The organism is Pseudomonas sp. 3MA1, assembly GCF_029237275.1.
Lineage (GTDB): Bacteria > Pseudomonadota > Gammaproteobacteria > Pseudomonadales > Pseudomonadaceae > Aquipseudomonas > Aquipseudomonas fluorescens_AP.
The window spans coordinates 459,243-486,000 of the sequence record NZ_JAACFX010000001.1 but is presented as its reverse complement, the minus strand read 5'-3'; the positions used below and the strand labels follow the sequence as shown (position 1 = coordinate 486,000).

General features: G+C 64.8%; 27 protein-coding genes. 13 read left to right on the top strand and 14 right to left on the bottom strand.

The genetic code is table 11. The features are described 5' to 3' along the window. Positions 1-77 precede the first annotated feature (77 nt). Both GWQ44_RS02320 and GWQ44_RS02315 read left to right on the top strand, forming a co-directional pair. Positions 78-2,132, top strand: a complete 2,055-nt coding sequence (locus GWQ44_RS02320; RefSeq protein WP_275926567.1) for a S9 family peptidase — start codon at positions 78-80, stop codon at positions 2,130-2,132. Positions 2,133-2,235: 103 nt separating this feature from the next. Further along, positions 2,236-2,709: a cyclic nucleotide-binding domain-containing protein gene (locus GWQ44_RS02315; RefSeq protein ID WP_047302511.1), complete on the top strand. Its 474-nt coding sequence runs from the start codon at positions 2,236-2,238 to the stop codon at positions 2,707-2,709. Between the two features lie 168 nt (positions 2,710-2,877). Here the strand turns inward: GWQ44_RS02315 and GWQ44_RS02310 are convergent, their stop codons facing one another. Continuing rightward, positions 2,878-3,189 carry a hypothetical protein gene (locus GWQ44_RS02310; protein ID WP_275926566.1) on the bottom strand — a complete coding sequence of 104 codons (312 nt, stop codon included), beginning with the start codon at positions 3,187-3,189 and terminating at the stop codon, positions 2,878-2,880. Between the two features lie 75 nt (positions 3,190-3,264). On the opposite strand from GWQ44_RS02310, the gene GWQ44_RS02305 reads away from it, so the two are divergent. From GWQ44_RS02305 to GWQ44_RS02290, 4 genes are all read left to right on the top strand, one after another. Further along, on the top strand, positions 3,265-3,951 hold the full coding sequence (locus GWQ44_RS02305) for a hypothetical protein (RefSeq protein WP_275926565.1): 687 nt from the start codon (positions 3,265-3,267) through the stop codon (positions 3,949-3,951). A gap of 49 nt (positions 3,952-4,000) precedes the next feature. After that, positions 4,001-4,378, top strand: a complete 378-nt coding sequence (locus tag GWQ44_RS02300; RefSeq protein WP_275926564.1) for a YajD family HNH nuclease — start codon at positions 4,001-4,003, stop codon at positions 4,376-4,378. Positions 4,379-4,498: 120 nt separating this feature from the next. Next, positions 4,499-4,966: an RNA methyltransferase gene (locus GWQ44_RS02295; RefSeq protein WP_011059840.1), complete on the top strand. Its 468-nt coding sequence runs from the start codon at positions 4,499-4,501 to the stop codon at positions 4,964-4,966. An 81-nt stretch (positions 4,967-5,047) separates the two neighbouring features. Next, complete coding sequence (locus tag GWQ44_RS02290) at positions 5,048-5,419, top strand: DUF2892 domain-containing protein (protein ID WP_047302508.1); 372 nt, start codon at positions 5,048-5,050, stop codon at positions 5,417-5,419. 60 nt (positions 5,420-5,479) lie between these two features. Here the strand turns inward: GWQ44_RS02290 and GWQ44_RS02285 are convergent, their stop codons facing one another. Together GWQ44_RS02285 and GWQ44_RS02280 are read right to left on the bottom strand one after the other, a co-directional pair. Next, positions 5,480-6,715: a hypothetical protein gene (locus GWQ44_RS02285; RefSeq protein WP_275926563.1), complete on the bottom strand. Its 1,236-nt coding sequence runs from the start codon at positions 6,713-6,715 to the stop codon at positions 5,480-5,482. A 74-nt stretch (positions 6,716-6,789) separates the two neighbouring features. Then, positions 6,790-7,239, bottom strand: a complete 450-nt coding sequence (locus GWQ44_RS02280) for a YcgN family cysteine cluster protein (protein WP_253163098.1) — start codon at positions 7,237-7,239, stop codon at positions 6,790-6,792. Positions 7,240-7,514: 275 nt separating this feature from the next. On the opposite strand from GWQ44_RS02280, the gene GWQ44_RS02275 reads away from it, so the two are divergent. After that, positions 7,515-8,108 (top strand): nitroreductase family protein, encoded by a 594-nt coding sequence (locus tag GWQ44_RS02275; RefSeq protein ID WP_275926562.1) that lies wholly within the window; start codon positions 7,515-7,517, stop codon positions 8,106-8,108. Between the two features lie 61 nt (positions 8,109-8,169). On the opposite strand, the gene GWQ44_RS02270 is transcribed toward GWQ44_RS02275, so the two are convergent. The 4 genes from GWQ44_RS02270 to GWQ44_RS02255 all read right to left on the bottom strand — a co-directional run bounded on the left by GWQ44_RS02270 (position 8,170) and on the right by GWQ44_RS02255 (position 11,431). Further along, a complete protein-coding gene (locus GWQ44_RS02270; RefSeq protein ID WP_275926561.1) occupies positions 8,170-9,102 on the bottom strand; it encodes a D-2-hydroxyacid dehydrogenase in 933 nt (310 codons plus the stop codon). A gap of 120 nt (positions 9,103-9,222) precedes the next feature. Then, positions 9,223-9,516, bottom strand: a complete 294-nt coding sequence (locus GWQ44_RS02265) for a YcgL domain-containing protein (RefSeq protein ID WP_016964446.1) — start codon at positions 9,514-9,516, stop codon at positions 9,223-9,225. Continuing rightward, on the bottom strand, positions 9,513-10,646 hold the full coding sequence (gene rnd / locus GWQ44_RS02260) for a ribonuclease D (protein ID WP_016964448.1): 1,134 nt from the start codon (positions 10,644-10,646) through the stop codon (positions 9,513-9,515). Before rnd ends, GWQ44_RS02265 begins: the two co-directional genes overlap by 4 nt. 122 nt (positions 10,647-10,768) lie before the next feature. Beyond that, complete coding sequence (locus tag GWQ44_RS02255; RefSeq protein WP_047302501.1) at positions 10,769-11,431, bottom strand: class I SAM-dependent methyltransferase; 663 nt, start codon at positions 11,429-11,431, stop codon at positions 10,769-10,771. Between the two features lie 181 nt (positions 11,432-11,612). Between GWQ44_RS02255 and GWQ44_RS02250 the strand changes: the two genes are divergently transcribed. After that, positions 11,613-12,401 carry a transporter substrate-binding domain-containing protein gene (locus tag GWQ44_RS02250; RefSeq protein WP_047302499.1) on the top strand — a complete coding sequence of 263 codons (789 nt, stop codon included), beginning with the start codon at positions 11,613-11,615 and terminating at the stop codon, positions 12,399-12,401. On the opposite strand, the gene cynR is transcribed toward GWQ44_RS02250, so the two are convergent. Continuing rightward, complete coding sequence (cynR, locus tag GWQ44_RS02245) at positions 12,374-13,264, bottom strand: transcriptional regulator CynR (RefSeq protein WP_016964451.1); 891 nt, start codon at positions 13,262-13,264, stop codon at positions 12,374-12,376. The two genes, GWQ44_RS02250 and cynR, sit on opposite strands and share 28 nt — an antisense overlap. Before the next feature lie 108 nt (positions 13,265-13,372). Here cynR and GWQ44_RS02240 point away from each other — a divergent pair, with 108 nt between their 5' ends. From GWQ44_RS02240 to GWQ44_RS02220, 5 genes are all read left to right on the top strand, one after another. Then, positions 13,373-14,032 carry a carbonic anhydrase gene (locus tag GWQ44_RS02240; protein WP_103741487.1) on the top strand — a complete coding sequence of 220 codons (660 nt, stop codon included), beginning with the start codon at positions 13,373-13,375 and terminating at the stop codon, positions 14,030-14,032. Between the two features lie 36 nt (positions 14,033-14,068). Continuing rightward, positions 14,069-14,539 carry a cyanase gene (cynS, locus tag GWQ44_RS02235; protein WP_047284361.1) on the top strand — a complete coding sequence of 157 codons (471 nt, stop codon included), beginning with the start codon at positions 14,069-14,071 and terminating at the stop codon, positions 14,537-14,539. A gap of 164 nt (positions 14,540-14,703) precedes the next feature. Continuing rightward, positions 14,704-15,888, top strand: coding sequence for a cyanate transporter (locus GWQ44_RS02230; protein ID WP_047302494.1), 1,185 nt, complete (start codon positions 14,704-14,706; stop codon positions 15,886-15,888). Between the two features lie 16 nt (positions 15,889-15,904). Continuing rightward, positions 15,905-16,813, top strand: coding sequence for a DMT family transporter (locus GWQ44_RS02225; RefSeq protein WP_016965909.1), 909 nt, complete (start codon positions 15,905-15,907; stop codon positions 16,811-16,813). Positions 16,814-16,993: 180 nt separating this feature from the next. After that, the gene (locus GWQ44_RS02220; protein ID WP_275926791.1) at positions 16,994-17,932 is read left to right on the top strand and encodes a LysR family transcriptional regulator; all 939 of its coding nucleotides are present in this window, start codon (positions 16,994-16,996) and stop codon (positions 17,930-17,932) included. Positions 17,933-17,944: 12 nt separating this feature from the next. Here GWQ44_RS02220 and GWQ44_RS02215 read toward each other — a convergent pair whose 3' ends face one another. The 6 genes from GWQ44_RS02215 to GWQ44_RS02190 form a co-directional block, all read right to left on the bottom strand. Then, a complete protein-coding gene (locus tag GWQ44_RS02215; protein WP_275926560.1) occupies positions 17,945-18,310 on the bottom strand; it encodes a 5-carboxymethyl-2-hydroxymuconate Delta-isomerase in 366 nt (121 codons plus the stop codon). A gap of 83 nt (positions 18,311-18,393) precedes the next feature. Continuing rightward, positions 18,394-19,584 carry a low temperature requirement protein A gene (locus tag GWQ44_RS02210; protein ID WP_275926559.1) on the bottom strand — a complete coding sequence of 397 codons (1,191 nt, stop codon included), beginning with the start codon at positions 19,582-19,584 and terminating at the stop codon, positions 18,394-18,396. A gap of 111 nt (positions 19,585-19,695) precedes the next feature. Next, the gene (locus GWQ44_RS02205) at positions 19,696-20,619 is read right to left on the bottom strand and encodes a LysR substrate-binding domain-containing protein (protein ID WP_016963319.1); all 924 of its coding nucleotides are present in this window, start codon (positions 20,617-20,619) and stop codon (positions 19,696-19,698) included. Between the two features lie 90 nt (positions 20,620-20,709). Then, positions 20,710-21,873: a fimbrial protein gene (locus GWQ44_RS02200; RefSeq protein ID WP_275926558.1), complete on the bottom strand. Its 1,164-nt coding sequence runs from the start codon at positions 21,871-21,873 to the stop codon at positions 20,710-20,712. 134 nt (positions 21,874-22,007) lie between these two features. Continuing rightward, positions 22,008-25,001, bottom strand: coding sequence for a GLUG motif-containing protein (locus tag GWQ44_RS02195; protein WP_275926557.1), 2,994 nt, complete (start codon positions 24,999-25,001; stop codon positions 22,008-22,010). Positions 25,002-25,077: 76 nt separating this feature from the next. Continuing rightward, on the bottom strand, positions 25,078-26,730 hold the full coding sequence (locus GWQ44_RS02190; protein ID WP_275926790.1) for a ShlB/FhaC/HecB family hemolysin secretion/activation protein: 1,653 nt from the start codon (positions 26,728-26,730) through the stop codon (positions 25,078-25,080). Positions 26,731-26,758: the final 28 nt, after the last annotated feature.

Sequence of the window (26,758 nt, the reverse complement as noted above, 5' to 3'; positions counted from 1 at the left end):
TATGATAACGACTTTTGCCGTGTCAGGCTGCCCCGCCGTCTGCCCAGCCCTCATTTGTCATCGCCCGAGAGCCACCCATGCCCTTACCCGCCAACGACAGCAGCGCCCCGATTGCCCACAAGGCCAACGGCGCTGACCCGTATGCCTGGCTGCAGGAACGCGACACCGACGCGGTGCTCGATTACCTGAAGGCTGAAAACAGCTACCTGGACGCCCAGTTGGCGCACCAGGCGCCCCTGCGCGAAACGCTGTTCCAGGAAATCAAGGGACGGATCCTCGAAACCGACCTGTCCCTGCCTTCGCCCTGGGGCCCGTACCTGTACTACACCCGCACCACCGCCGGCGACGAATACCCCCGCCACTACCGCTGCCCGCGCCCGGCGGACGACAGCCTGACGGTCGACGCAAGCCGCGAACAACTGCTGCTAGACCCCAACGCCCTGGCCAACGGCGGCTTTTTCTCCCTCGGCGCCTTCAGCATCAGCCCCGACCACCAGCGCCTGGCCTACAGCCTCGATACCACGGGCGAGGAAATCTACACCCTGTTCGTAAAGGAACTGGCCAGCGGCAAGGTCAGCGAACTGTCCTTCGACAACTGCGATGGCAGCATGACCTGGGCCAACGACAGCCTGACCCTGTTCTTCGGCGAACTGGACGATACCCATCGCCCGCACAAACTGTTCCGTTACCGCCTGGACGGCACGGCCGCCGAGGAAGTGTTCCACGAGCCGGACGGACGCTTCTTCCTGCACTGCTACCGCTCCAGCTCCGAGCGCCAGTTGCTGCTGTCCCTGGGCAGCAAGACCACCGGCGAAACCTGGGTCCTGGACGCCGCGCAGCCGCAGTTGCCGTTCACCTGCCTGGCGCCCCGGGTCGAAGGTCATGAATACGATGTCGACCATGGCCAGCTCGACGGCCAGTGGACCTGGTTCATCCGTAGCAACCGCGAGGGCATCAACTTCGCCCTGTATCAGGCAGCCGACCAGGGGGCTATCCCCGAGGAAAGCGACTGGCAACTGCTGGTCCCGCACAATCCCGAGGTGATGCTCGACGGCGTGACCCTCAACGCCGGCGCCATGACCCTGAGCCTGCGCGAAGGCGGCCTGCCGATCATCGAAGTGCACCCGCAAGGCCTGCCCGCCTATCGCGTGCAACTGCCGGATGCGGCCTACAGCCTGCATGTGCAGAACAGCCTGGAGTTTTCCAGCGAGCGCATCCGCCTGCGCTACGAGGCGCTGAACCGCCCGGCCCAGGTGCGTCAGTTGCAACTGGCCGACGGTCAGCAGCAAGTGCTCAAGCAAACCCCGGTACTGGGCCCGTTCGACCCGGATGCCTACGTCAGCCAGCGTCTGTGGGCCAGCGCCGCGGATGGCACCCAGGTGCCCATCAGCCTGGTGGTCAAGCGCGAATGCCTGGGCCAGCCGACGCCGCTGTACCTCTACGGCTACGGCGCCTATGGCGAAAGCCTCGACCCCTGGTTCTCCCACGCGCGCCTGAGCCTGCTCGATCGCGGCGTGGCCTTTGCCATCGCCCACGTGCGTGGCGGCGGCGAGCTGGGGGAAGCCTGGTATCGCGCCGGCAAGCAGGAACACAAACAGAACACCTTCAGCGACTTCATCGCCTGCGCCGAACACCTGATCGCCCAGGGCCTGACCAGCGCCCAGCAACTGGCCATCAGCGGCGGCAGCGCCGGCGGCCTGTTGATCGGCGCGGTGCTCAACCAGCGCCCCGAGCTGTTCCGCGCGGCCATCGCCGAAGTGCCCTTCGTCGATGTGCTCAACACCATGCTCGATCCGGAGCTGCCGCTGACCGTCACCGAGTACGACGAATGGGGCAATCCCGAGGAGCCTGAGGTCTATGAACGGATCAAGGCCTACGCGCCCTACGAGAACGTGCGCGCCCAGGCTTACCCGGCGACCCTGGTGATCGCCGGCTACAACGACAGTCGCGTGCAGTACTGGGAAGCGGCCAAATGGGTGGCCAAACTGCGCGCCACCAAGACCGACGACAACCCGCTGCTGCTCAAGACCGAACTGGGTGCCGGCCATGGCGGCATGAGTGGCCGTTACCAGGGATTACGTGACGTAGCCCTCGAATATGCCTTTATCCTGAACATTCTGGGCCTGGGCTGAGGAACTCTCGGCGGCGCGCCTGTCTTAACCCAGGACCGCCGCCGGCAAACGCCGGACCGGGCCCGCGCCCGCGCAACAGACACAAGAAAAAGACTGTGATCCCATGTCCGAACCCACCTTACTGAACAACGAGATCCGCGACTGGCTGATGGACTGCGGCCTGTTCGACCAACTGCTGCCCGCCGACTTCAACGCGGCGGCCGGCTATTTCAGCATCAGCAGCATCGGCGAAGGCGAAGCGATCTTTCATGAAGGCGATGCCGGCAGCTTCATGTGCATCATCCACAGCGGCCAGGTGGCCGTGCAAAAGAGCACCCTGGACGGCCAGCCCCTGACCATCGCCACCCTGCGCAGCGGCCGGGCCTTTGGCGAGATGGCGGTGCTCGATGGCGAACGGCGCTCGGCCACTTGCGTGGCCGCCACTGATTGCCAGTTGCTCAACCTGGGCAAGGACTCCCTGGAAAAGATGCTCAACGAAGCGCCGAAGATCGCCGCCAAGATCATCCGCGCCCTGGCCGTGTCCCTGTCCAGGCGTCTGCGCATGGCCGACGGCCAGTTGCTCGCGCAACAGATCTGAGCCACGGGATACCCAACCTGTGGCGAGGGAGCTTGCTCCCGCTGGGTGGCGCAGCCGCCCCAATGGCCACCACTCGTTTTCAACCCTTGCAACCGGGACTCAGGTGATGCGGCCGCTGCGCGGCCGAGCGGGAGCAAGCTCCCTCGCCACACCAGCCTGCTGCAACCATCAACCCTGCGCCTTGGCCTTGTTGTCGTTCTGCTCCAGCCCCGGCAGGGTCTGGTCCTTGGGCGGCTTGGGCATGTCGATCGGTGGTAGCAGGGGCGCGCTGCCACTGCTGCCGGCTTTCGGCGTGCTGGGCGGGGTCACTTGCGGATAAGGCGTGGGCGTTGCGGTGCCCGGGGCGCCGAGGTTCGGCGTCGGGGTCACCACCGGGGCACTTTGCGGCTCGTCGGCCGAAGCCGGGCTTGCGCCCAAACCCAGGGCGGCAGTCAGGGCGAGCGCCGTCCGGGCAATCACCGTTAGAATAGTGCGCTTCATCAATGGCTCCATTGCTATTGTCTGGCGTCAGGCTACTCCCAACCGGGAGCTTTTGCCTTCCTCAATGAGATCTCCATGAAACGTTTCGTACTGCTGGACACCACTGCGATTCCCGACAACGGCGGTGCCTTGTGCCTGTTCGAATACGGTGAGGATTTCGTCATCAAGATCCAGGGCGGCGACGGCGGCCAATTGATGAATACGCGCATGCACGGCTCCGAGGACGCCCTGGCGCAGATCCCTTGCAGCAAGGTCGCCGGACGCCCGAACTCGCGGGTACTGATCGGCGGCCTGGGCATGGGCTTCACCCTGGCCGCGGCCCTCAAGCACCTGGGCCAGAGTGCCGAGGTGGTGGTCGCCGAGCTGGTGCCCGGGGTGGTGGAATGGAATCGCGGCCCGCTCGGGGAGAAGTCCGGCCGGCCGTTGCTGGACCAGCGCACGGTGATCCGCCTGGAAGACGTGGCCAAGGTCCTGCAAGCCGAGCCCCAGGGCTTCGACGCGATCATGCTCGACGTCGACAACGGCCCCGAAGGCCTGACCCAGAAAGCCAACAGCTGGCTCTACTCCAGCGCCGGCCTGGCGGCTTGCGCCCGGGCCCTGCGGCCCAAGGGCATTCTTGCGGTCTGGTCGGCCAGCGCCGACCAGAAGTTCTCCGAGCGCCTGCGCAAGGCTGGCTTCAAGGCCGAGGAAGTGCAGGTGTACGCCCACGGCAATCGCGGCACCCGGCACACCATCTGGATTGCCGAGAAGCTCAAGGCCTGAGCTAAACTTTGTCCATTACCGTCATTAGTCCTTCTACAAAGGTGAACCCATGAGTTCGTCCAGTCCCCCGTCCAACACCGCCAAGCTGGACCGTATCCTTGCCGACGCCCAGCGCGACCGGGAAATGGGCTACCGCGACAAGGCGCTGAAGATGTACCCCCACGTCTGCGGCCGCTGCGCCCGGGAATTCTCCGGCAAGCGCCTGAGCGAGCTGACCGTGCACCACCGCGATCACAACCACGACAACAACCCCCAGGACGGTTCCAACTGGGAACTCTTGTGCCTGTACTGCCACGACAACGAGCACTCGCGCTACACCGACCAGCAGTACTTCGGCGAAGGTTCGCTGAGCACGCCGAAAGTCGCCAAGGCGACCCACAACCCGTTCGCCGCCCTGGCCGGGTTGATGAAGAAAGACAGCGAGTAACCCCTTCGCGGTCCCGCCCGTTCCCGCAGGAGCGGGCGGGACCGCGAACCGCCGAACACCCCGCCACACCCCGCCCAATCCCCGTATAATCGCGCTCTTTTCCCCCAAGGCTCCCTGCTCGTGGCAAACAAAAGGTACAGCTGCATCGGTTTGTATAACCCCAAGTCGCCGGAGAACGTCGGTTCGGTGATGCGTGCCGCCGGCTGCTATGGCGTCGCCTCGGTGTTCTACACCGGCAAGCGCTATGAGCGTGCCCGCGATTTCGTCACCGACACCAAGAAGGTCCATCAGGACATTCCCCTGATCGGCATCGACGACCTGAAGAAAATCCTCCCCCTGGGCTGCATCCCGGTGGCGGTGGAACTGGTGGAAGGCGCCCGCCCGCTGCCGGAATACACCCACCCGGATCGCGCGCTGTACATCTTCGGCCCGGAAGACGGCTCCCTCGACAAGGAGATCCGCGACTGGTGCGAGGACGTGGTCTATATCCCCACCACCGGCTGCATGAACCTGGCCGCCACGGTCAACGTGGTGCTCTACGACCGCCTGGCCAAGGGCAACAACACCCGCTCCGGGCCCAAGTTCTGACGCCACGCCGGACAATTGGCGGGAACCCCCGCGCCCCGGGTGCAGTCAGCTGCATACCCTTATGTCCTTTGGAGACAGATCATGAGCGAGCGCAAACAGCTGCAAACCATCGAGCCGGCCCCGTTGTCCAGTCAACCGACGCAGAACGTCCAGGGCTGGGAACGCATCGGCTCTCTGGCGGGGGGTGTGGTGATGCTGGGCAAGGGACTGCGCCGCGGCGGCCTGTTCGGCCTGCTGCAGGTGGCCATTGGCGGCGTCGCCCTGGCCCGTGGGATCAGTGGCCACAGCTCGGCCAAGAGCCTGCTGGAAAAAGGCCGCCAGGACCTGCATCAGGTGCGGACCAAGATCGAGCGCGCCGGGGATGAGCTGCGCAACCTGAAGGCCAGTGCCGAGGCCGCCGGGCGCAGTGCCAAGGCCGCCAGCAATGATGCGGTGAAAGCGCCCAAGGCCTGAGCTTGCGCAGTCAGCAGCGGGCACCCGGGGCGCCCTCCCGGGTCCTGGCTGCCCCCGGGCTCAGTGCAGCAAGGGGCTGTCGAGCACCTTGGACGATTCCCCGAGCACGCTTTCGCTCAGTTTGATGAACTCGGCGGTGCTGACACTCTGCAGGCGCATCGCCCCTTGCAGCACATCGTCCAGTGAGCGCTTGTTGCGGGTCTTGAGGCGGATTTCCCGGTCCAGTTCCTGCAACAGCAACACCGCCTTGGCCAGCGTGGCGCTGTCCACCTGCTCGCCCCGCAGGCTGCTGACCTGGCGGCTGTCCTTGATCAGATGCTGGTGCAGCACCTGATAGCGCTCGTCGCTGATCCCTCCGGCGCGGCGCAGCAGTTCGATGGCGTAATACTCGGCCAGGCCTTCGCTGATCCAGTCGCTGCGCTGGCTGTCGTTGATGCGCGCCAATGACTGCACCAGCTCGCGCAGCAACGGGCTGCTGCCACTCTCGTTGACCAGCGGCAGGCGACTGTGGAGAAACAGCGAATCGCGCCCGGCCAGACTGCCCCGCCACATCGGATCGGCCGCACCGACGATCAACAGCTTGCCCGGCTGACGGGGAAACACCGCCTGCACTTGCGGCCAGACAAAGGTCAGCAGCGTCAGCACATCCATGCGCCGCATGCCCTGGCCCAGGGGCGAGGCGACGCTGACCTCGGTCGCCCCAAGACGCGTGCGGCGGCTGCCCAGGTTGCCGGCCAGCATCCAGCCGGTGGGGCGATCGAACAGGCGCGAGGGGTTGTCGATGCGGAAGCGGTTCTTGCCGATGCGCGGCCAGGCCGTCTCGATGCTCTTCCAGCCGGCGGGCAAGTCGAAGTCCAGGCGCGACACCAGCTCGACCCCATCCTGCTGATCGATCCGCGCCGGCGGCACCAGGGTTTCGCCGCGCAGCAGCGCCCAGTTGGCGGTGCTGCGGCTGTCGTAGCTGCCCTTCTTGATGCTGTGGCTCAGGCGTACCCGGTAACTGAAGCTGGCGCTGCCCCTGGCCGGACGCCAGATACCGCGCAAGCCTCCACCATCGGCGGCCGCCGCCTGCCATTGACCGTCGGCCTTGAAGTCGCTGTAGTCGCCGCCGGCGCCCAGGTCGAAATCCAGGCTGCGCAACGCCGCCCCCTCGGCCAGGGTCAGGCGCACCTCGGCCTGATCGCTCTGCGGCAGAAAACGCACGTGGTAATTCAGATCGACCTTGTTCGCCGCCAAGGCCGATGCGCTCATCGCCAGCAGCGCCGCGACCAGCGCCAGCTTCGCCCCCACCCTCATACCCACTCCTTGCTTGGCAGACTGCTGGCGCTCAAGCGAGCGTCGGCAGCATTCACGGCCTGCGCAGCGAATCCTCAACCTGCGCGAAAAATCAGATGATCCTCCCAGTCCTCCTCCGCCACGCTGCCTTCGGCGAGCATGCGCCCGGACTGGGAAATACCTTCGTGGTGCACGGCATCGCGATCGCCACACACCAGGTGGTGCCAGAGCGGCAGGTCCTTGCCTTCGCTGACCAGACGGTAGCCACAGGTGGGCGGCAGCCACTTGAACTCGTCGGCCTTGCCCGGCGTCAGCTGAATGCAGTCGGGCACCGACGCGCGACGGTTGGCGTAGTCGCTGCACTGGCAGGTTTTCAGGTCCAGCAGTTTGCAGGCGATGCGCGTGTAATAGACGCTGTTGTCGTCCTCGTCCTCAAGCTTTTGCAGGCAGCACAGGCCACAGCCATCGCACAACGACTCCCATTCGTCCTGGTCGAGTTGTTCGAGGGTTTTGCGTATCCAGAAAGGTTCGACTTTGGCGGCCATGGCTCAAGCATCAGTATCCGAGGGTGAAAAGGCCGCCAGTCTAGTGCCCAAGCCCCCTGGGGCCAAGCGCTAGCGACTGCCGGTAGGCCAGGGCTTGTCAGCGACAGGCCCGCACAGTAGCTTTGCGCCTCGGACCACCTTGCGTCCGTGTGCCATTAACGCTCGACCGCGTCGCACCCGACGAACCCCACAAGGTCAGGAAAACCCCTTCGCTCAGCCCAACTGCGCCTGCCGGTTTACCCCCATCCTTCTCAAACGTTGCCTGGAGTCTTTGCATGAGCGCCAATCCTCGCGTTGCCGATTACGCCATCCATCCGCAGTTCACCCAACGCTGGTCGCCCCGGGCCTTCACCGGCGAAACCATCCCGAAAGAAACCCTGCTGAGCTTCTTCGAAGCGGCGCGCTGGGCGCCTTCGGCCTACAACTCGCAGCCCTGGCGTTTTCTCTACGCTCGCCGCGACACGCCGAACTGGGAGCGCTTCCTCGGCCTGCTCAACGAATTCAACCGTGGCTGGGCGCAGCACGCCTCGGCCCTGGTGATCGTGATCTCCAAGACCACCTTCACCGCTCCGGGCGCCACGGAAGAATCCCCGGCCCTGTGGCACACCTTCGACACCGGCTCGGCCTGGGGCCACCTGGCGCTGCAGGCGAGCCTGAGCGGCTGGTACACCCATGGCATGGCCGGCTTCGACCAGGAACTGACCCGCAAGGAGCTGAAGATTCCCGAAGGCTATGCGCTGCACGCCGCTATTGCCGTGGGCAAGCTGGGCGACAAGTCGACCCTGGCCGACTACCTGCAGGCCCGGGAAGAGCCAAGCCCGCGTCGTCCACTGAGCGAAACCGTGGCCGAAGGCGATTTCAGCCTTTAAAGCAGCCCCAAGTCGGTAGCGTCAAGCTTGAAGCTACCGGCTTGAAGCTTGGCGCTGGGTCCTAGTAGCCGCGAGCGAAATCCACTTCGCCGCGCAAGGCCTGCCTGGCCTGGTAGGCCCGCAGGTTGTCGACAAACAACTGCACCATCAATTCCGGCGAGGTCGGCGCCGAACTGTGGCCGGTCAGCAGCAAGCCCCAGGCGGTCCAGAACGGGTGCCGTTGCGGCAGCGGTTCCTGGCGGCAGACATCGATCACCGCCCCGGACAGATGGCCATCCTTGAGGGCCTGCACCAGGTCCGCATCGACCACGGAAACGCCCCGCCCGACATTGATGAACAGCCCGGTGGGCTTGAATTGCCTGAACAGCGCGGCGTCATACAGGTCGTGGGTGCTGGGGGTGTTGGGCAACAGATTGACCACGTAGTCCACCTCCCCCACCAAGCGTCCCAGGTCTTCCAACCCGGCGACTTCGATAAAGGGCGCCTGCTCCCGGGCCTGACTGGCGATGCCGTACAGCTTGACCCCGAACGGCACCAGGAACTGCGCCACGCTCTGGCCGATATCGCCGGTGCCGACGATCAGCACCTTGCGTCCCACCAGGCTCTGGCCCAGGCGGTTGTCCCACTTGCGCTCCACCTGGCTGACCAGCCGCGCCAGCACTTCGCGCTCATGGCCGAGGATGTAGGTCAGCACGTATTCGGCCATCACCTGGCCAAAGATGCCCACCGCCCGGGTCAGGCGGTAATGCCGCGGCAAACCGTCGGCCAGCAGCGGAGTGATGCCGGCCCAGGTGGATTGCAACCACTGGGGCTGGTGGCCCTGGCGCAGCAGGGTCGCCAGCAGGTCCGGCTGGCCCAGCCACACCGGGCAATCGGCCGCCAGTCGCGACAGTTCGGCGGAGTCGCCACTGGTCAGCACTTCCAGCTCCGGGGCCGCCTGACGCAACAGGCGGGCATAAACAGCGTGATCGTGTTCGGCAATCAGAACGCGCATGGCTCAAACCTTAAAAAACGGTGCAGGTCGCCGCCGACGGAGTATCGCTCCATCGATCAAGGCGGCGCCCAGGTCAGTCAGTTTGCATCTAACAGCGGCTCGGGACCGAGCCGCTAAGGGTCAGACCGGATCATTGCGACGCAGCAGCTCTTCGGGCAAATGCTCGATGTACTCGTCTTCGGCCGGCGGCATCTGCAGGTGATAACCCTGCTTTTCGAGGTTTTCCAGCACCTGGTGGATGTCCTCCCGGGACAGCTTGCGCTCCGGGGTCAGGACCAGGTCGAAGGCATGTTGCGGCTTGCCGAAAGCCAGCAGCAGGTTTTCCGGCACGCGTTCCAGGGCCTCGCTTTTCAGGACGTAGAGGTACATCTCGTTCTTGCGCGGGCTTTTGTAGATGGAGCAGATACGTTTCAAGGCTGTTCTCCGGCGGTGGCCAGGCTGTCCAGCAGCGCCTGGCCCATCAATTCGCGGCGCCAGCCACGCAGCGAATCAGGCAATTGATAAGGCCCGTTGGGGTAGCCGCTCTTGAGCAGGCTCTCCAGGGTTTTCTTGCGCAGCATGACTTCCGGGGCGATGCCCAGGCGTTCGGCCTCGGCCTGGCCCACGGCCTTGAGGCGCTTGAGCAGGGCCGCGGCTTCGATCGGCAACGGCTCGGGAACGGCCGGCGGCCATTGGTCCGGGCCCAGGGCGGCGGTGCGCTTGATCAGGTCGAGGAGAAACTCGCCGTCCTGGCGCACGGTGCGCGGGTGCATGTCTTCGATCTTGGCCAGCGCCGACAGGGTGTCGGGCTGGGTCTTGGCCAGGGGCCAGAGGGCGTGTTCACGCACGATGCGGTTGCGCGGCAAATCCCGGGCCCGGGCTTCACGCTCGCGCCAGGCACACAGCTCGCGCAGCACCGCCAACTGGCCGCGGGACAGTTTCCACGCCAGCTTGGCCTCGCGATAGACCTCGTAGGGGTCCACTTCACGGCGCAGGTTGGCCACCAGCTCGGCACCGTCTTCCAGCACCCAGCGGTACTTGTCCGCGGACAACTTGGGCCGCAGTTCGGTGAACACCTGGGCCAGGTGCACGGCGTCTTCGGCGGCGTAGCTGACCTGGGTTTCCGACAGCGGACGCTGCAGCCAGTCGGAGCGGGTCTCGCCCTTGGGCAGCTCGATGCCCAGGACTTCCTGCACCAGGCGCGAATAGCCCATGGAGAAGCCCAGGTTCAGGTAGGCCGCCGCCAGTTGGGTGTCGAACAATGGCGCCGGCAGGCTGCCGGTCAGGCGCAGCAGGACTTCGAGGTCTTCGCTGCAGGCATGCACCACCTTGACCACCGCCGGGTTCTCCAGCAGGGCCGCCAGGGGCTGCCAGTTGTCGATGGTCAAAGGATCAATCAGGTAGGCGCGTTGTCCATCGCCAATCTGCAACAGGGCGGCGATGGGGTAAAAGGTGTCGACCCGCATGAATTCGGTGTCGAGGGCGACGAAGGGCAATTGCTGCCACTGAGCACAAAACTGACCGAGGCTATCGTTGTCGCGAATCCAATGTATATCGATGGCCACACGGCTCTCCCTTGAAGAATGGCGCGCAGTATATATCGCCGCCGGAGATTTCTGAGCATTCACCCGACAAGAGCAAGTGCGAAACCTTCTGCCGGAGGGCAAGAATAGTCCGAGAGTTGCAACTAGCTGTGTTTTCTGAGGACGTAGACCCGCAAGGCTGCAAAACCGGGCAGCAGATCCTGATGGCCCAGGACCTCAAAATCGGCCTGCTTGAACTCGCCTTCCAGCAGCCCCTTGCTCACCGGGCGCAAGGCCGCAGGCTCGGCGGACGCGGCCCCGCGCACACTCAATAGCGGCTCGACCCGGGTGGCGATGATCAGCGAGTCACGGCTGACCCGATGGAACTCCTGCAGCAGGGCCAGGCGGTCCTCGCTGTGACTCACATGGGCGAAGAGCTGCATGCAGATGATGCTGTCCACCGCATTGGCCGGCAGACCGATGTCGAACGCCGAACTGTGGAAGGTCTTGACCCGCTGCATCAGGCTGGCCGGATGGTGGGTCTGGGCATGCTTGAGCATGTCCTGGGAAGGGTCCGCCGCCAGGATTACCCGATTGCCGTGCTCGGCCAGCACCGGCCAGTAGCGCCCGGCGCCGCAGGCCACGTCCAGGATCAGCCCCGGTTCCCCGGCCACTTTCAGGGCATGGCGCACCAGGCGCGTCATGCGCCAGTGCGCCAGGCGTGCGCCGAGCCCGGCAGGCCGGGGCTCGCCGCAGACGCGCGCGTGCTCCTGGTCGTAACGCCGAGCGAACTCCAGTTCGATGGACGGTGGGGGGTGGGACGACATGACTGGCGAGCTCTTGTGGGTATCCAGAGAGGGCAGATTAACCAGTCGTTCGTGAAAAAAAGGTCGAAAGCCCGCCGCCGCTCCTGTCCCGGCGCTGAACAACACCCTGCTTGCCCGTGCTTGACCGGGGACCAATAATGCTTCGCCACCCCGCCCCGACCGCCACTCAAGGATCGACCCCATGCTCCGCCGCTTCCTGCTCTGCACTCTGCTGGGCCTCAGTGCCCCCGCCCTCAGCTTCGCCCAGGACGCCACCTCGCGCCTGGACCAGGTGCTCCAGCGCGGCCAGTTGAAGGTCTGCACCACCGGCGACTACAAGCCCTACAGCTACCTGCGCGACGACGGCCAGTACGAAGGCATCGACATCACCATGGCCCAATCCCTGGCCCAGAGCCTGGGGGTGCGGGTGAAGTGGATCAGCACCACCTGGAAGAGCCTGATGGCCGACTTCCACAGCCAGCAATGCGACATCGCCGTGGGCGGTATTTCGGTGTCTCTGGAGCGGCAGAAAACGGCCTTCTTCAGCCAGCCCCTGGGCATCGACGGCAAGATTCCCCTGGTGCGCTGCCAGGACCTCAAGCGCTACGAAACCCTGGAGCAGATCAACCAGCCCTCGGTGCGCCTGATCGAACCGCCGGGCGGCACCAACGAAGTCTTCGCCCGGGCCCATGTGCCCAAGGCCGAGCTGATCCTGTTCGCCGACAACGTGAAGATCTTCGATCAATTGCTGAGCCGGCAGGCCGACGTGATGATCACCGACGCCTCGGAAGCGCGCTTCCAGCAGAAACACAAGCCGGGCCTGTGCGCGGTGCACCCCGAGCGCTACCTGCAATACAGCGAGAAGGCCTTCCTCCTGCCCCGGGACGACATGGCCTGGAAAAGCTACGTCGACCAGTGGCTGCACCTGAGCAAGGCCACCGGCGCCTACGACCAGGTGGTCAATCAGTGGCTGGCCGCGCCGGCGCCCTGATCCAGCAGCATCTGCCGGAAGGCCTGGCTGGCGGCGCTGCGGTAGGCGCCACGGCGCTCCAGCAGCACCACGCGGCGTGGCGCCAGCGCTGACTGCAGCGCCAGGGTACGCAGCCCCGGCTGCTCCCGGGCAATCGAGCTGGGCAGGATAGTCGCCAACTGCCCGTGCCGGACCATCTCGACAATCGCGCTGACCGAATTGGCTTCGGCGGCGATCCGCGGTGCAATGCCCTGCTGCCGGCAATACAGGTCGATATGCTGGCGGGTGGCGAAATCGCCACTGAGCAGCACCAGGGACTGACGGCCCAGCGCCTCGGCCGTCAGGGGCAGGCGGTCCGGTTGCGGATACTGCGGGCCGACCATCAGGCTCAGGGTTTCGCTGAACAGCGCCTGGCTGTCGATCTCCGCCAGGTGCTCGCCGGCAAAGGCGATCGCCAAGTCCAGGCGATCCTCGGCCAGGGCCGCTTCCAGGCGGTCCTGGGGCATTTCCTCGATGCTCAGGCCGATTCCCGGGTGCTGCTGGTGAAAGCGGCTGAGCAAGGGCCCGGCCAGGTAGGCGGTGAACGTCGGGGTCAGCGCCAGGCGCAGCGAGCCGCGGCTCAGGTCCTGCACATCGTGGATCGCCCGCCTGGCCGCCTCCAGGTCCTGCAGCGCGCGCCGGGCATAGGCGACATAGGCCTGGCCCGCATCGGTGAGGCGCACGCTGCGCCCGGAACGGTCGAACAGCGGCGCCCCCAGGCTCTCCTCCAACTGCTTGATCTGTTGCGACAGGGTCGGCTGCGACACATGCAGCGCCTCGGCGGCGCGGGTGAAGTTGCAGTGCTCGGCCACGGCCAGCAGGTAACGGATATGACGCAGCAGCATGCAGGCTCCAACTATAGGCTGTACTTATGGAGAGCATAATAAACCGGTCTTGGACGCTATAGCTGAAAACTTCCATCCTTGCCCCATCAGCGACGCAAGGAGAACCCCATGCAGAACATCATCGACGGCTTCCTCAAGTTCCAGCGCGAGGCCTTTCCACAACGCAGCGCCCTGTTCAAGCAACTGGCCAGCACCCAGAGCCCCGGCACCCTGTTCATCACCTGTTCCGACAGCCGGGTGGTGCCCGAGCTGCTGACCCAGCAAGAGCCCGGCGACCTGTTCGTGATCCGCAACGCCGGCAACATCGTGCCCAGCTATGGACCCGAGCCGGGCGGCGTGTCGGCCACCGTGGAATATGCCGTCGCCGTGCTGGGTGTCAGCGACATCGTCATCTGCGGCCACTCCGACTGCGGCGCGATGACCGCCATTTCCACCTGCAAGTGCCTCGACCACCTGCCCGCCGTGGCCAACTGGCTGCGCCACGCCGAGTCGGCCAAGGTGATCAACGCCGCCCGCCAGCACGCCTCGCCCGCCGCACACCTGGACGCCCTGGTGCGCGACAACGTGATCGCCCAGCTGGCCAACCTCAAGACCCACCCTGCGGTGGCCCTGGCCCTGGAGCAGGGCCGATTGAACCTGCACGGCTGGGTGTATGACATCGAAAGCGGCGCCATCGCCGCCCTCGACGGCAACCAACAACGCTTCGTGTCCCTGGCCGAGCACCCGCACACCTGTGCCCTGGCCAGCCAACCTTCCAGCGCTGCCTGAGCAGCCCCCGTTTCGTCACCCAAGAGGAATCACCCCATGCTGCAATCGCAATTTGCCCAAGCCCCACGCCTGGCCCTGGCCGACACCATCATCGACGCCAAGGCACGCAAGAACCTGTCGTGGCAGGACCTCACCGACGGCACCGGGCTGAGCCTGGCCTTCGTCACCGCCGCCCTGCTGGGCCAGCATGCCCTGCCGGCCGCAGCCGCCGACCTGGTGTGCGACAAGCTCGGCCTGGACCAGGACGCCAGCCGCCTGCTGCAAAGCATCCCCCTGCGCGGCAGCATCGCCGGCGGCATCCCCACCGACCCGACCGTGTACCGCTTCTATGAAATGCTCCAGGTCTACGGCTCGACCCTCAAGGCCCTGGTCCACGAGCAATTCGGCGATGGCATCATCAGCGCCATCAACTTCAAGCTGGACATCAAGAAGGTCGAGGACCCCGAAGGCGGCTCCCGCGCCGTGATCACCCTGGACGGCAAGTACCTGCCGACCAAGCCGTTCTAAAGGCAGCGGCAAGCGACAAGCTGCAAGCCACAAGTTCAAGCACCCCGCTTGCAGCTTGCGGCTTGCGGCTTATTTAATTTTTAAATAGCACCGCAGACTTTCTGATTTGCGCCGTTTCTGAGCCGCACCGCCTAATCAGGTCCTGATTTCTTGAAGGTCTGGTTATGGAAAACGTTCGTGCAACTTCCCGCCCCGCGCTCTGGCTGATGGTCAGTGTGGTGCTGGTGGCGCTCAATCTGCGGCCGTCGATGGCCGCTGTCGGCCCGCTCTTGTCGGGCATTCGCGGTGACATCCCGCTGAGTTTCAGTCTGGCCTCGCTGCTGACCATGCTGCCGGTGATGGCCATGGGCCTGGCGATGTTCTTCGGCATGGCCGTCAGTCAGCGCCTGGGCGAGCACCGTACCGTGGTCCTGTCTTTGCTGATCATCGGCCTGGCGACCGTTTCGCGGTTGTTCATGGATTCGGCCGCCGAGCTGATTCTCAGCGCGGTGCTGGCGGGCATCGGTATCGCCCTGATCCAGGCGCTGATGCCGGCGCTGATCAAGTCGCGTTTTGCCGACAATGTCTCGCTGTTCATGGGCCTGTATGTCACCTCGATCATGGGCGGCGCGGCCATTGCGGCATCCTTCGCCCCACTGGTGATGAATCACAGCGGCAGCTGGCGCCTGGCCCTGGCGATCTGGGCCGCCCTGGCCGCGCTGGCGCTAGTGTTCTGGTACGCCCAGCGCAGTTCGCTGCCGAGCCTGCCGGCCTCGCGCGGTGCACGGGAGTCCTTTGCCGGCAATCGCCGGGCCTGGCTGCTGGCGGTGTTCTTCGGCCTCGGCACCGCCTCCTACACCTGCGTGCTGGCCTGGCTCGCGCCCTATTACGTGGAGAACGGCTGGAGTGAACAGAACGCCGGCCTGCTGCTGGGTTTTCTCACCGCCATGGAAGTGATTTCCGGGCTGGTCACTCCGGCCATCGCCAACCGCAGCCCGGACCGGCGCCGGGTGCTGGTGGGCCTGCTGGTGCTGATCATCGCCGGCTTCTGCGGCCTGATCCTCAGTCCGCAGCACCTGAGCCTGCTGTGGCCGTGCCTGCTGGGCCTGGGCATTGGCGGGCTGTTTCCGATGAGCCTGATCGTGTCCCTGGACCACCTGCCCGACCCACGCCGGGCCGGCGGCCTGACCGCCTTCGTGCAGGGCATCGGCTACCTGATCGCCGGCCTGTCGCCGCTGCTGGCGGGCATCATCCGCGACCAGCTGGGCAGCTTCGAATGGGCCTGGTGGTCCCTGACCGCGGTGATGGGCCTGATGATCCTCATGGTGCTGCGTTTCGATCCGCGGCATTACCGCCAGCACATCCGCTGAGCCACCGGAGCCTGCCATGAATCCCGTGAACTTCACCCAGGCGCATCTCGGCATGCTGCTGTGGGCGGCGTTGATCGCCGCTTCGTTCTTCGCCGCCGCCCAGGTCAATCAGGCCATCGACCCGGTGCTGCTGACCGCGCTGCGCCTGCTGTTCTCGGCCCTGCTGTTCGCCCCCCTGCTGTGGCTCAAGGGCTCCTCGGCGATGACCCTGGCCGGACTGCGGGCCCACGCGGTGCTGGGGCTGCTGCTGGCGCTGTACTTCGGCTCGCTGTTCGAGGCCTTGCGCTACACCTCGGCGGTCAACACCGGAACCCTGTTCACCCTGGTGCCGCTGCTGACCCTGGTGCTCGAAGGCTGGTTGCTGCCCGGCCAGCGCCAGCCCCGGCGCTGGCCGGCGATGCTGGTAGCCGGCGCCGGGGCCTTGCTGCTGATCCTCAAGGGGGATGCCCCGGGGCAGTGGCCGTCGCTGTACGCCATGGGCGTCTATGGCCTGGGATGCCTGGCCATGGCCGCCTACTCGCCGCTGAGCCAGCGCTTCAAGGCCCATGGCCTGCAAGGGCGCAGCCCGGCGGCCATGACCTTCTGGAACATGCTGTTCGGCGCCCTGTTTCTGTTTGCCGCCAGTCTGGCCAGCGGCGGCTGGCGCAGTGCAACCCTGCTGGGCAGCCAGGATCTGCTGTGGCTGCTGTACCTGGCACTGTTCGCCACCCTGGCGACCTTCTGGCTGTTGCATCGGGCGATCGGCGTCATCGCCCCGGCCACGGTGATTTCCTACATCTACCTCAGCACCCTGTTGCTGACGCTGTTCCACTGGTTGTGGCTGGGCCAGACGCCGCGCCCCGGGGAACTGCTGGGTGCCGTGCTGGTGGCCCTGGGCATGCTCGGCCTGGTGCGCGGCAGCCGTCCGCAGGCCGCCGCGGCCTGAAATTGCCCCGGGACAGGCACCGGCTGGCTGAGCGAAAATGCGCAGGTCGTGTTATCGGAATTTAATGTCCCGATGCTGTCCGCGAATCCCCGCTCCGGGCATTTAATTAGGACGATCGTTCCGCTAGCATCGATCCGGTTTGCGCGCCACCGGCGCCAGGTGCCCAGCGGGATGGAACGGATGCTCATCAACAACACGCTCAGAAAACTCGACATGCAGGACCTGATGGTCTTTGTCGCGGTGTACGAGCAAAGCAGTGTCACCGGGGTGTCGGAAACCCTCTGCGTCAGTCAGTCGACGGTCAGCTACTGCCTGAAGAAACTGCGCAACGGCTTCGAGGACGAGCTGTTCGTCCACACCCGCAACGGCATGCGCCCGACCTACAAGGCCACCAGCATGTACGGCCACGTGCTGAAGATCCTCGAGAGCATCAACCTGTGCCACAGCGGCGTGCCGGCCTTCGATCCGACCCGCCAGGCCGTGACCTTCAACCTGTGCGCGCCGGAGTACTTCGAGCTGTTGATCCTGCCCCGGCTACTCAAGGGCTTCGACTACGCCGACCTGCCGGTGACGGTCAATGTGCAGAAACTGGAGAGCGATATTCCCGCCGAAGAACTGCGCGATGGCAGCGTCGACCTGGTGATCTGCTTCGGCCCCAACTTCCATCGCAGCCATGCCGACCTGAAATCGCAGATGCTGCTGGAGGACGACCTGGTGTGCGTCTTCGACAAGCGCGCGACCCCGCCCAAGGAGCCGCGCTTCAGCCTGCAATCGTTCATCGAGCGGCGCCATGTGTTTCCCACGCCCTGGACCTCGGACAGCAACATGGTGGATGGCTGGCTGGCCCGCCAGGCCCACAAGCGGCAGATCGTCGCCCGCTCCAACAGCTACAGCGCGGCGCTGAAAATGATCACCGGCACCGACTTCATCCTGACCCTGCCCCGACGCATCCAGGCCTTGCTGGCCAACGAAGCGGTGTTCAACCATTGCGAGGCCCCCAGCGGCCTGCCGGGGTTCACCCTGGACATGCAATGGAACCAGAACACCGATCAGGACAGCGCGCAGACCTGGTTCCGTGAACAGGTGGTCAAGGCCTGCGCCGAACCGGGCCTGCTTTAGGCCCTGCCCCCATCAGAGACCGACAGCCGCCTTGCTGTAGGACGCGCGGTCGATATCGATAATCTCCACACACAGTTGCACCGCCAGCTCCGCAGGCCAGGGCGCCAGGTCCTGCAGCAGGGCCAGCAGGCTCTCGGACAATTGCTTCTTGATCTCCGGCGAGCGGCCGCTGAGCAGGGCCAGCTTGACGTGGACAAAGGCCCGCTCACCCAGGCCGGTGCCGACCCTGAACGACTCGACCTTCACCGCCCGGCTCTTGATATCGAACTCATCGGCAAACTGCCCGGAGGCCACCAGTGCGTGATTGAGCCGCAGCAGCGCCTTGTCGACGTCCAGCTGGGGCAGGTTGGCGGTGTATTCCATATGCAGGTGCGGCATGGCAGAACTCCTGGTCTGTCAGGGGAAAAAAGGCGCTCCATACTACACAAGCCCCGCCCCCGCGCTTGCATTATCCGCCGGCCTCATTGCCCCGCCGTCGCTGCCCGCTCGCGCAGGGCCAGTGTTTCCCAGGTGGCCACGAGCACCATCACCAGAGTGGTCAGGCTGCCCAGGGCCAGCGCGGAAAACAGCTGATTCCAGGCGGCCGGCAACAACAGCAGCAGGACCACGAGCCCGGCCAGGTGCGACAGCGGCGGTAACGGCCGGTCGTTCATCACCCACTTGAACAGGGCGCAGCCCAAGAGGAACAGCCAGGGACCACCAACTATCACCAGCACCCCGGCCGGGCTGGCGTGCTCCGGATGCATTAGCACCAGCTCATCGGCCACGGCACTGACAATGATCCCCGCCACGATCAGCAGGTGCAGATAGGTGTAGGCAATGCGCGCCTGACGCCCCGGGTCGTCGGAATGGGCAATACGGTGGTGTGCACGCTCGGCGCCACTGTCGAAATACACCCACCACATGGCGATACTGCCCAGCACCGCCACCACGAACCCCAGCAGGCCCTGGGCACTGGTGGTCAGCTCGGCGAAGGTGGCACCAGTCACCAGCAGCGATTCCCCCAGGGCGATGATCACGAACAGACCGCAGCGCTCGGCCATGTGATTGCCTTCCACATTCCAGTCGGCCAGGGTCGAACGCCCCAGCCCCGGCACCCAGAAATACAGCGACGGCGACAGTACTTCGATAGCCAGGGCCAGCCCCCATAAGGCCAGCCGCTGTGGGCCCTCCAGCAGGCCGCCGGTGATCCAGAAAACCCCCGAGAACATCAGCCACAACAGGATTCGCTGGAAGTTGCGGGTCATGTTTACCGGCTCGCCGCGCACTGCCCACAGGGAATAGGCGGTGCGGCCCACCTGCATGAACACATAGGCGCCGGCAAACAGCAGGCCGCGCTCACCGAAGGCCTGGGGAATCGACGACGACAGCAGCAACCCCGCCACCATCAGCACAAACAGCCCAAGGCGAATCGGCAGGGTTTCCGGGTCCAGCCAGTTGGTGATCCACGACGTGAAGATCCACACCCACCACACCGCCACCATCAGCAGCGCCACCTGCAGCGCCCCGCCCAGGGACAGATGGGCCAGCAGGGAATGGGACAGCTGGGTTACGGCGAACACGAACACCAGGTCGAAAAACAGCTCGACCATGCCAACCTTGCCGCTGTCGTGGCGGCCACGCCCACGCAACAGGGAACGGGAACGACTCATGGGCACACTCCACCGATCAGTGTTTCAACAGATGATCTACACAGCAAAGCAGCCGCCGGTGCCGATGCCAAGCCGGCAACAGCGAATCCAATCCGACCGCTCGGTAGTCGCTCAGAACGGGGCGATGGGCGCCCTTTCCCCCATGAAGGCTTCCAGGCGCGAACGCAGCCAGCGTTCCGCGGGATCGCTGTCGACGTGGCTGAGCCAGACCATGGACAAGTCCAGGGTCGGGGTCTTGAACGGATAAGGCTCGACAAACAGCTGCCCCGAGGCGGCCATGGCCGCCGCCGCATAGTCCGGCAGGCTGGCGAGCATGTCGGTGCCCGCCAGCAGCGCCGGTAACGAGCTGTACTGCGGCACCGACAGCACCACCTGGCGGGTGCGGCCGATTTCCGCCAGCCACTCATCGGCGAAGCCGGCGACATTGGCGGTGTGGGATACCAGCACATGGGGCCGCGCGCAGTATTCGTCGAGGGTCAGCGGCGTCTCGCTGGCATCGGCCCGCAACACGCTGGGCTGGATGTGCCGCAGCAACTTGCGCTTGGCATTGGCCGGCAGGCCCCGGGTCTGGCTGATGCCGACGGTAATGTCGCCCGAGGCCAGCAGATCGGGAATCCGCCAGTAATCCACGTGCTGCACCACGACCACCACCTGCGGCGCTTCCTGGCGCAGGGCTCGCAGCAGGGGCGGCAGCAGGCCGAACTCGACGTCGTCGGACAGGCCGATGCGAAAGGTCATGGTGCTGCTGGCGGGATCGAAATCGTGGGTCAGGCTCAGGGCCGAGGACAGCGCGTCGAGGGCCGGCGACAGGTGCTGGATGATCTGCTCGGCGCGCGCGGTGGGTTCCATGCGATGGCCGACGCGAATGAACAGCGGATCGTTGAACATCGCCCGCAGGCGGTTGAGCGCGGAGCTGATGGTGGGCTGGCCGAGAAACAGCTTTTCCGCCACCCGGGTGACGTTGCGTTCCAGCATCAACGCCTCGAACACCACCATCAGGTTGATGTCGGCCTTGCGCAGTTCATTGCGATTCATCGGTGCTCCCCCGGTCCCCAGACGGAGGTCAGTGTAGAAAGGCCCGGGGGCCGGCGTCCAGGTAAACACCCGAGGCCTGCGGCCGGTGCGTCAGTCGAAGGTGAAGTTGAACTGGGCGCTGCTGTTGGCTGCCCCCTCGGTGATCGGCCCCGTGCGAATGTACTGGGCGCGAAAGCTGAAGCTGGCGCTATCGCTGCCCAACAGGCGCTCCATGGCGTATTGAGTGCCATTGCAATGAATGCGCGGAATCTGCTCATTGAACATGACGATGCCAACGCCCTTGGCGACGGACCGCCCCTGATCCTGAGCCGATTGAGTGAGCCCCAGGATTCCTGTCGGATCGCAGCGCGAGGCGGGTTCGGCGCTGAACGAAACCTTCGGCAGGCTGTTGAACGAGCAGTCGTTGACTTCAAGCCTGGCCGCGGCCGAGGGCGGCGAGGTCGAGCCCAACGTGGGAAAGTCATGGGCCGAGGGACTGCCCAGACGCAGCGTGACGTTGCGGGTGACCACCTGGCACGTGGCGGTGAACTTGACGCCTTCGCCCCCCAGCAGTTCCTGTTCGCTGAGCAACAGTTGTTTCGAACACCGATCCCGGTTGTCCTGCTGCGGCAGCTCCAGCAAGTGTTGCCCGACCTGGGCCACGCCCGCGTCCAGATCCAGCGCGTACATCGCCACCTGGACACCGGCGAGGCTGTTGACCTGCAGCGATCCCTTGGGTAACTCATTGGCGGGCCGGGTCAGAATCAGCGAATACACGTAGTTTATGAAGTCTTTTTTCAGCTCGCCGTTTGAGCTCTCCACCCTGTATTTTTTTAGTACCACGGGATAGAAATTACCCGTCAGTATCTGGGCGTCCGAGCCTGAAGGATAGGCCGTCACTTTAAAACTGATGCCATCGATATTGGTCGGAACGATGCCATCGAGAAACCTAATCCCCGGAAAATGCGCACCTAAAACCAATTCATGCGGCTCCTTGGTTACAGACTTCTCAGTGGTGTATTCAATGATCGGGTTCACGTGACGCTGTTTCAACACGGCCCCCACCGGCGTGCTCCGGGTCAGTGGTGTGATCTCGACCCAATCCTGGGCAGAGCCGCCATAACTACTGAACACGCACCCTTTGGCCTTGCCCTCATCGGTAACGGCGTACACCGGTGCGCTCGCCTGCACGCCCAACAGCATCAGGATGATCGCGCGTATCAACAGACCGCGCCGGCGCCCATCGGTGAGGAGCCTGGACCATGGATCACTCATCGGTCATTGCCTCTTTTTCCAAGCCGGCCCCTAGTGCACGCTGCGGTGCCACGGGAGCCGGTCAATCGATAGTGAATAGGTGGCAAGTGCCCGGCATGCCAGGGGCAGCCGGGCCGAGGTCTTGCCGACACTCCTTAGTCCATCAGGCCTTTGGAAACCCGGGCCGAAGAGTAGGTGCCGTGGTTGATGCCGATCTGGTCACCATAAGTCTGGAAGTAGGCCCAGACGGTATCGACCTTGCCGGTGGATTTCGAGCCTTGGATCTGCCCCTCGTTCACGCCCACCAGCCCACCCAGGGTGGTACGCCAGCCGCCACTGACGCGGCCACGGGACTCGGAGTTGACGATCTGCGACTGGTTATCGCCGACCAGGCCCCCGACCTTGCTGTGCCAGGTTCCATGGACATTGCCAGTCGCCACGGCACGCTCGATGACGTGGTTGGAGTCGTTGGAGTTGAAGCCCACCAACCCACCCACGGAGCTATAGGTATCGCCAAAGACCTTGCCGTGAGCCGCAACCGAGCCCAGGTCACCATCGTTGTAGCCGACCAGACCGCCGATATTGCTCTTGGCGTAGCCCTCCACCGCGCCCAGCGCCTTGGCATCGTAGATCAGGCCACCGATATTGCTACCGACCAGACCGCCGACGTTGGCCTTCACACCTCCTTTGACATCGCCCTTGGCCTCGATGTAACCGCGGATGGTGCTGTCGTCACTTTTTCCGATCAGGCCACCCAGGTTCGTGCCGAAGCGGTCAATCACATCGCCAGTCGCCTTGACGTTGCTCACCAAGCTCTGGTTCTGCTGCGAGCCGATCAGCCCCCCAGCGGACTCGCTGCCCACCCCGTAAACGTTACCGCTGGCACTGGAACCGCTGATAGTGCCAGAGCGGTTGAACCCGACTAGGCCGCCAATATGGCTCCCCAGCGCGCCGTACACGTTCATCGAGGAACTGGAGCCGGTAATAGTGCCGTTCTGGTTGTTGCCCACCAGCCCGCCCAGGTTCAGTCCCTTATAGAGTGGATTGTAAGTACCGATGGTGCCCTTGCTCGACGAGTTGGAAATCACTGCGCCATTGTTGATCCCAACCAGTCCTCCGGCGCCGCCCATGGCCTGTTTATACATCTTGGTGGTGATATCGACATCACTGGCACTGCCGCTGATGAGACCGGTTCTGCCATTGCCGAACCGGTTTTCCCCGGCCACGCCGCCGATGGCCGTGGTCAGGCTGCCGCCGTACAACGAACCGGCCACCGAAGAGTCGCTGATCGAGCCGCCGTAGTTGCCCCCCACCAAGCCGCCGACCTTGTTGCGCTGGTCGCTATTGGCAGAGACCTGCATATCGCGGGCACTGACCCGTTCGATGCTGCCACTGTTGCGCCCCACCAGACCGCCAATTTCACTGAAACCGTTGCGGAAGTTGCTCCCATTGACGGTGATCGAGGCCAGCTTCAGATCGCTGATGGTGCCGGAGGACTGGCCGAACAATCCGGCATACAGGCCCGAGCTGTTGATGGTGAAGCCACTGATGGTATTGCCCAGACCATTGAGCGAGCCGGTGAACAGCTGATCGCCGCCAATGGAGTTGATGGTCCCTGATCCCTTGATCTGATTGCCCAGGACATAGTGGTCATCGAGCTTTTTGCCGATGGCCTGCAACTGCTGGCTGTTCTGGATCACTTTGTGCTGCTTGCCATTGGCGTCAAACCCGGCGTCGCCTCCGGACAAGGTCACCAGTCCCTTGTCGCCCACCACCAGTTGCTCGCCATGCTTGACCCCCAAGCTGCCGTTGGCGCCGGTGAGGCTCACGTGACCGTCGAGCCGGACCGACTTGGCGGCGTTCAGTTCCAGGCGCGAGTTGGCGCCCGTGGCGCTGATCCGTTGATTGACCTTGACGTCCTTGGCAGAGGTCAGGGTCAGTTGGTTGCCGCTTTTCCACTCGACCGCAGCGGCCACCGCTACATCACCATCGCGGCTACGCAGATCAACGTTGGTGTTGTTCAGGTTCTGGGAGAGCGTGCTTTCGACCAGGGTCGGGTTGCCGGGCTCACCCGTGGAACCCACCTTGACCTCATTGGACTCGACGATCCAGGTGCCGGTACGACCGTTCCTGGAGCGGGTATCGACTTCGGCGTTGAGCTCGACCCGGGTGACCGCGCCCGAGGTTTGAACCGTACCGCCGTTGCCGTCGGTGGCTGAGGCCTTGGCCGTCAATTTCCCCCCCACATTGACCACGCCACGCTCGCCGCCGTCCAGGACAATACGTCCTTCCTTGTTGGACAGGGTATTGGCCTCGATCACCCCCTGGTTGTTGACCACTGCCTGAGTCAGCGCATTGGTGCTCTTGGCCAGCATCAGCACCTGACCGCCATCGGCCTTGAGCACTGAGGTGTTCTGCGCCAACGCATTCGCGGCGGCGCCGTTAATCTGCAAGTTGATCAGATTGTCGTTACCCAGGCTCAGGGTAAAGTCGTTACCAGCGCCCAGGGCCACGGAGCCCTGATTGGCAACGATTTCGCCGTTGTTACGCACCCGCGCGCCCAGCAGCGCCACATAGCCACCATCGGCCGCAGTGATGTTGCCGTCGTTGATGACTTCCACCGCCGATTTTCCGGTGAACTGATAGCGACCGTTATTGAAATCATCGTCACTGATGTCACGGGTCGAGGCCACCAGGCCACCCACGTTGACCTGCGCGCCCTGACCGATCAGCACCCCATTGGGGTTGATCAGAAACACCTGGCCGTTGGCATTCAGCGCGCCCTGGATGTTACTGCCCTTGAAGCCGGTCACCCGGTTCAGGGCGATGGAGTCACGCCCGGGTTGGTTGAAGGTCACCGACTTATCGGCACCGATGCTGAACTCGTTCCAGTTGGTCACCAGCTTGTCACTGTGCTGCTGGATCACCATGTTGTTACCCGTGACGTTGTAGTCAGCACTACCGCTAACCGTAACGTTTCCCTGGGGCAACGCCATCGCCGGCGTCAGTCCTCCCAGGGCAAGCAAGCCGGCTGCCATCACCAGCAACCCCTTGCGCCCACCACTGCGACGCCGGCGCCGCGCGCCCTCGCACGTCACGCTCCAGCGACCTTGGGCCTGGTTCCATACCAACGCATAAATCTTGTTCACAATGACTCCTTATTGACGTTCAAACGCTCTGCTGTTGTTCGCAGAACGGCACTACTTCCAAAGCACACGCAGGCCTTCAGAAAAACTGTGTCGCGCTGACCCAGATCCGTGGGGTGCGCTCGGGACCGTCCCCGGCCTTCTGGTTATCCAGGGGCCAGGCACTGGTCAGGTTGAGTTGCCGCCGATCGCCGCTCCAACGCGCGCCCAGCCCCGCCGCTTGCAGGCGCTGGGTATTGATTTCGCGGGTCCAGGGCAGGCGGTTGACCTGCACATAGCCCTTGTCGGCAAACAGGCTGAGCTGCCAGCGCGGTGCCAGGGCGTAGCTCAGCTCCAGACCGGCCTGCCAGCCCTGGTCGCCAATACCGGCGCTCAGGGGATAGGCGCGCACGCCGTAGGGGCCGCCCAGCCCCATCTTTTCCGAGCTGTCGAGATTGGCCGAGGTCCACTGGGCATTGACTTGGGCATAGAGCTGGAAGCGGTTGCCCAGGCGCTGCAGCCGCGCGACTTGCAGGTTGGTCTTGGCGAAGCCGCCGCCGGTGGCGGCGCTATAGCGATCCAGGCGCTGCTCGAAGGCGTCATCGAAGGTCAGGCGGCCGGAGCCGTAGGACAGGCTGAACTGGTTGTAGCCACCGCCGAGAAACCGGTCCTGACGGTTGCCGCCCAGGCTCAGGGTCCACAACTCGATGTGCTTGCGCTTGCTCAGCTCAAGCAGGTCGATGTCGTCGCGCAGTTGCTTGTTCTCGTACTGCAGTTGCGCACTCAGGTCGAAGGTCCGCCCCCGCAGGATCGGCTGGACGAGGAACAGGCTCTGGACACTGGCCTGGCCATTCATCTGCAGCTTCTTCAAACGCTTTCTGTTGAGCTCGTAGCTCATGTGCGAGTAGCCGGCGCCGACCCGGGTCGACCAGGGCCCCACGGGCAGCTGATAAGCGCTGCGCCAGTAGCGCTGGTCGCGGTCGCTGCCCAGCAGGCGCAGGTTGAGCTGGTCCCCCAGGCCCAGGGGGTTGTTGAGGTTGAAGCTGCCCCCCAGGCGGAACTCGCCGGTGTGGTAGCCGCCGAAGTTGTCGGCCTCCAGGCTGCCGCTGGCCCAGGGGCCGGGCTGCGCCTCCACCAACAGATCGCTGGTGCCGGGGGCCTGCCCCGCACGCAAGGTGCCCTTGGCCTGGACCCCGGGCAGGTCGTTGAGCAGCAGCAGACTGCGCTCCAGGTCTGCGCTGTTGACCGCCGCGCCACCGTCCAGGGCCGCCAGCGGCGCGCGGAGTACGCCGTCCCGGGCACGGGACTGGTTGCTCAGCTCGATCCGGCCGTAGCGGCCCTCCATGACCTCGATACGCACCACTGCGCCATCGATTTCCTGGGCCGGCAAGAAAGCCCGGGCCAACAGGTAGCCCTGTTGCTGGTAATGGGCGGTGATGCGCTGCGCCGCGTCACGCAAACCACCCAGGTCGAGCTCCTGGCCGCGCAGATCGTCCAGCAGCAGCTGCAGCTCTTGATCGCTGAACACCTGATTGCCCTCGATGACGAATGCCTTGACCAGCAAGCGCAGGCCCGAAGTATCCGGGGCCGGTGTCGGCCGCTCGGCCTTGGGCACCTCCAGCTGCACGTCATCGGTGGGCGGCGGCAGCGCCGGCTGGGTGGCTTCGATATCCCGTATGGCCTGCCCGGCACTGGGCACCTGGACCCGCATCTGCGCCTGCGCCAACGCGGGCAACAGCAGCGCCAGCAACATCCCCGGCCGCAGCGCCGACGGCACTCGC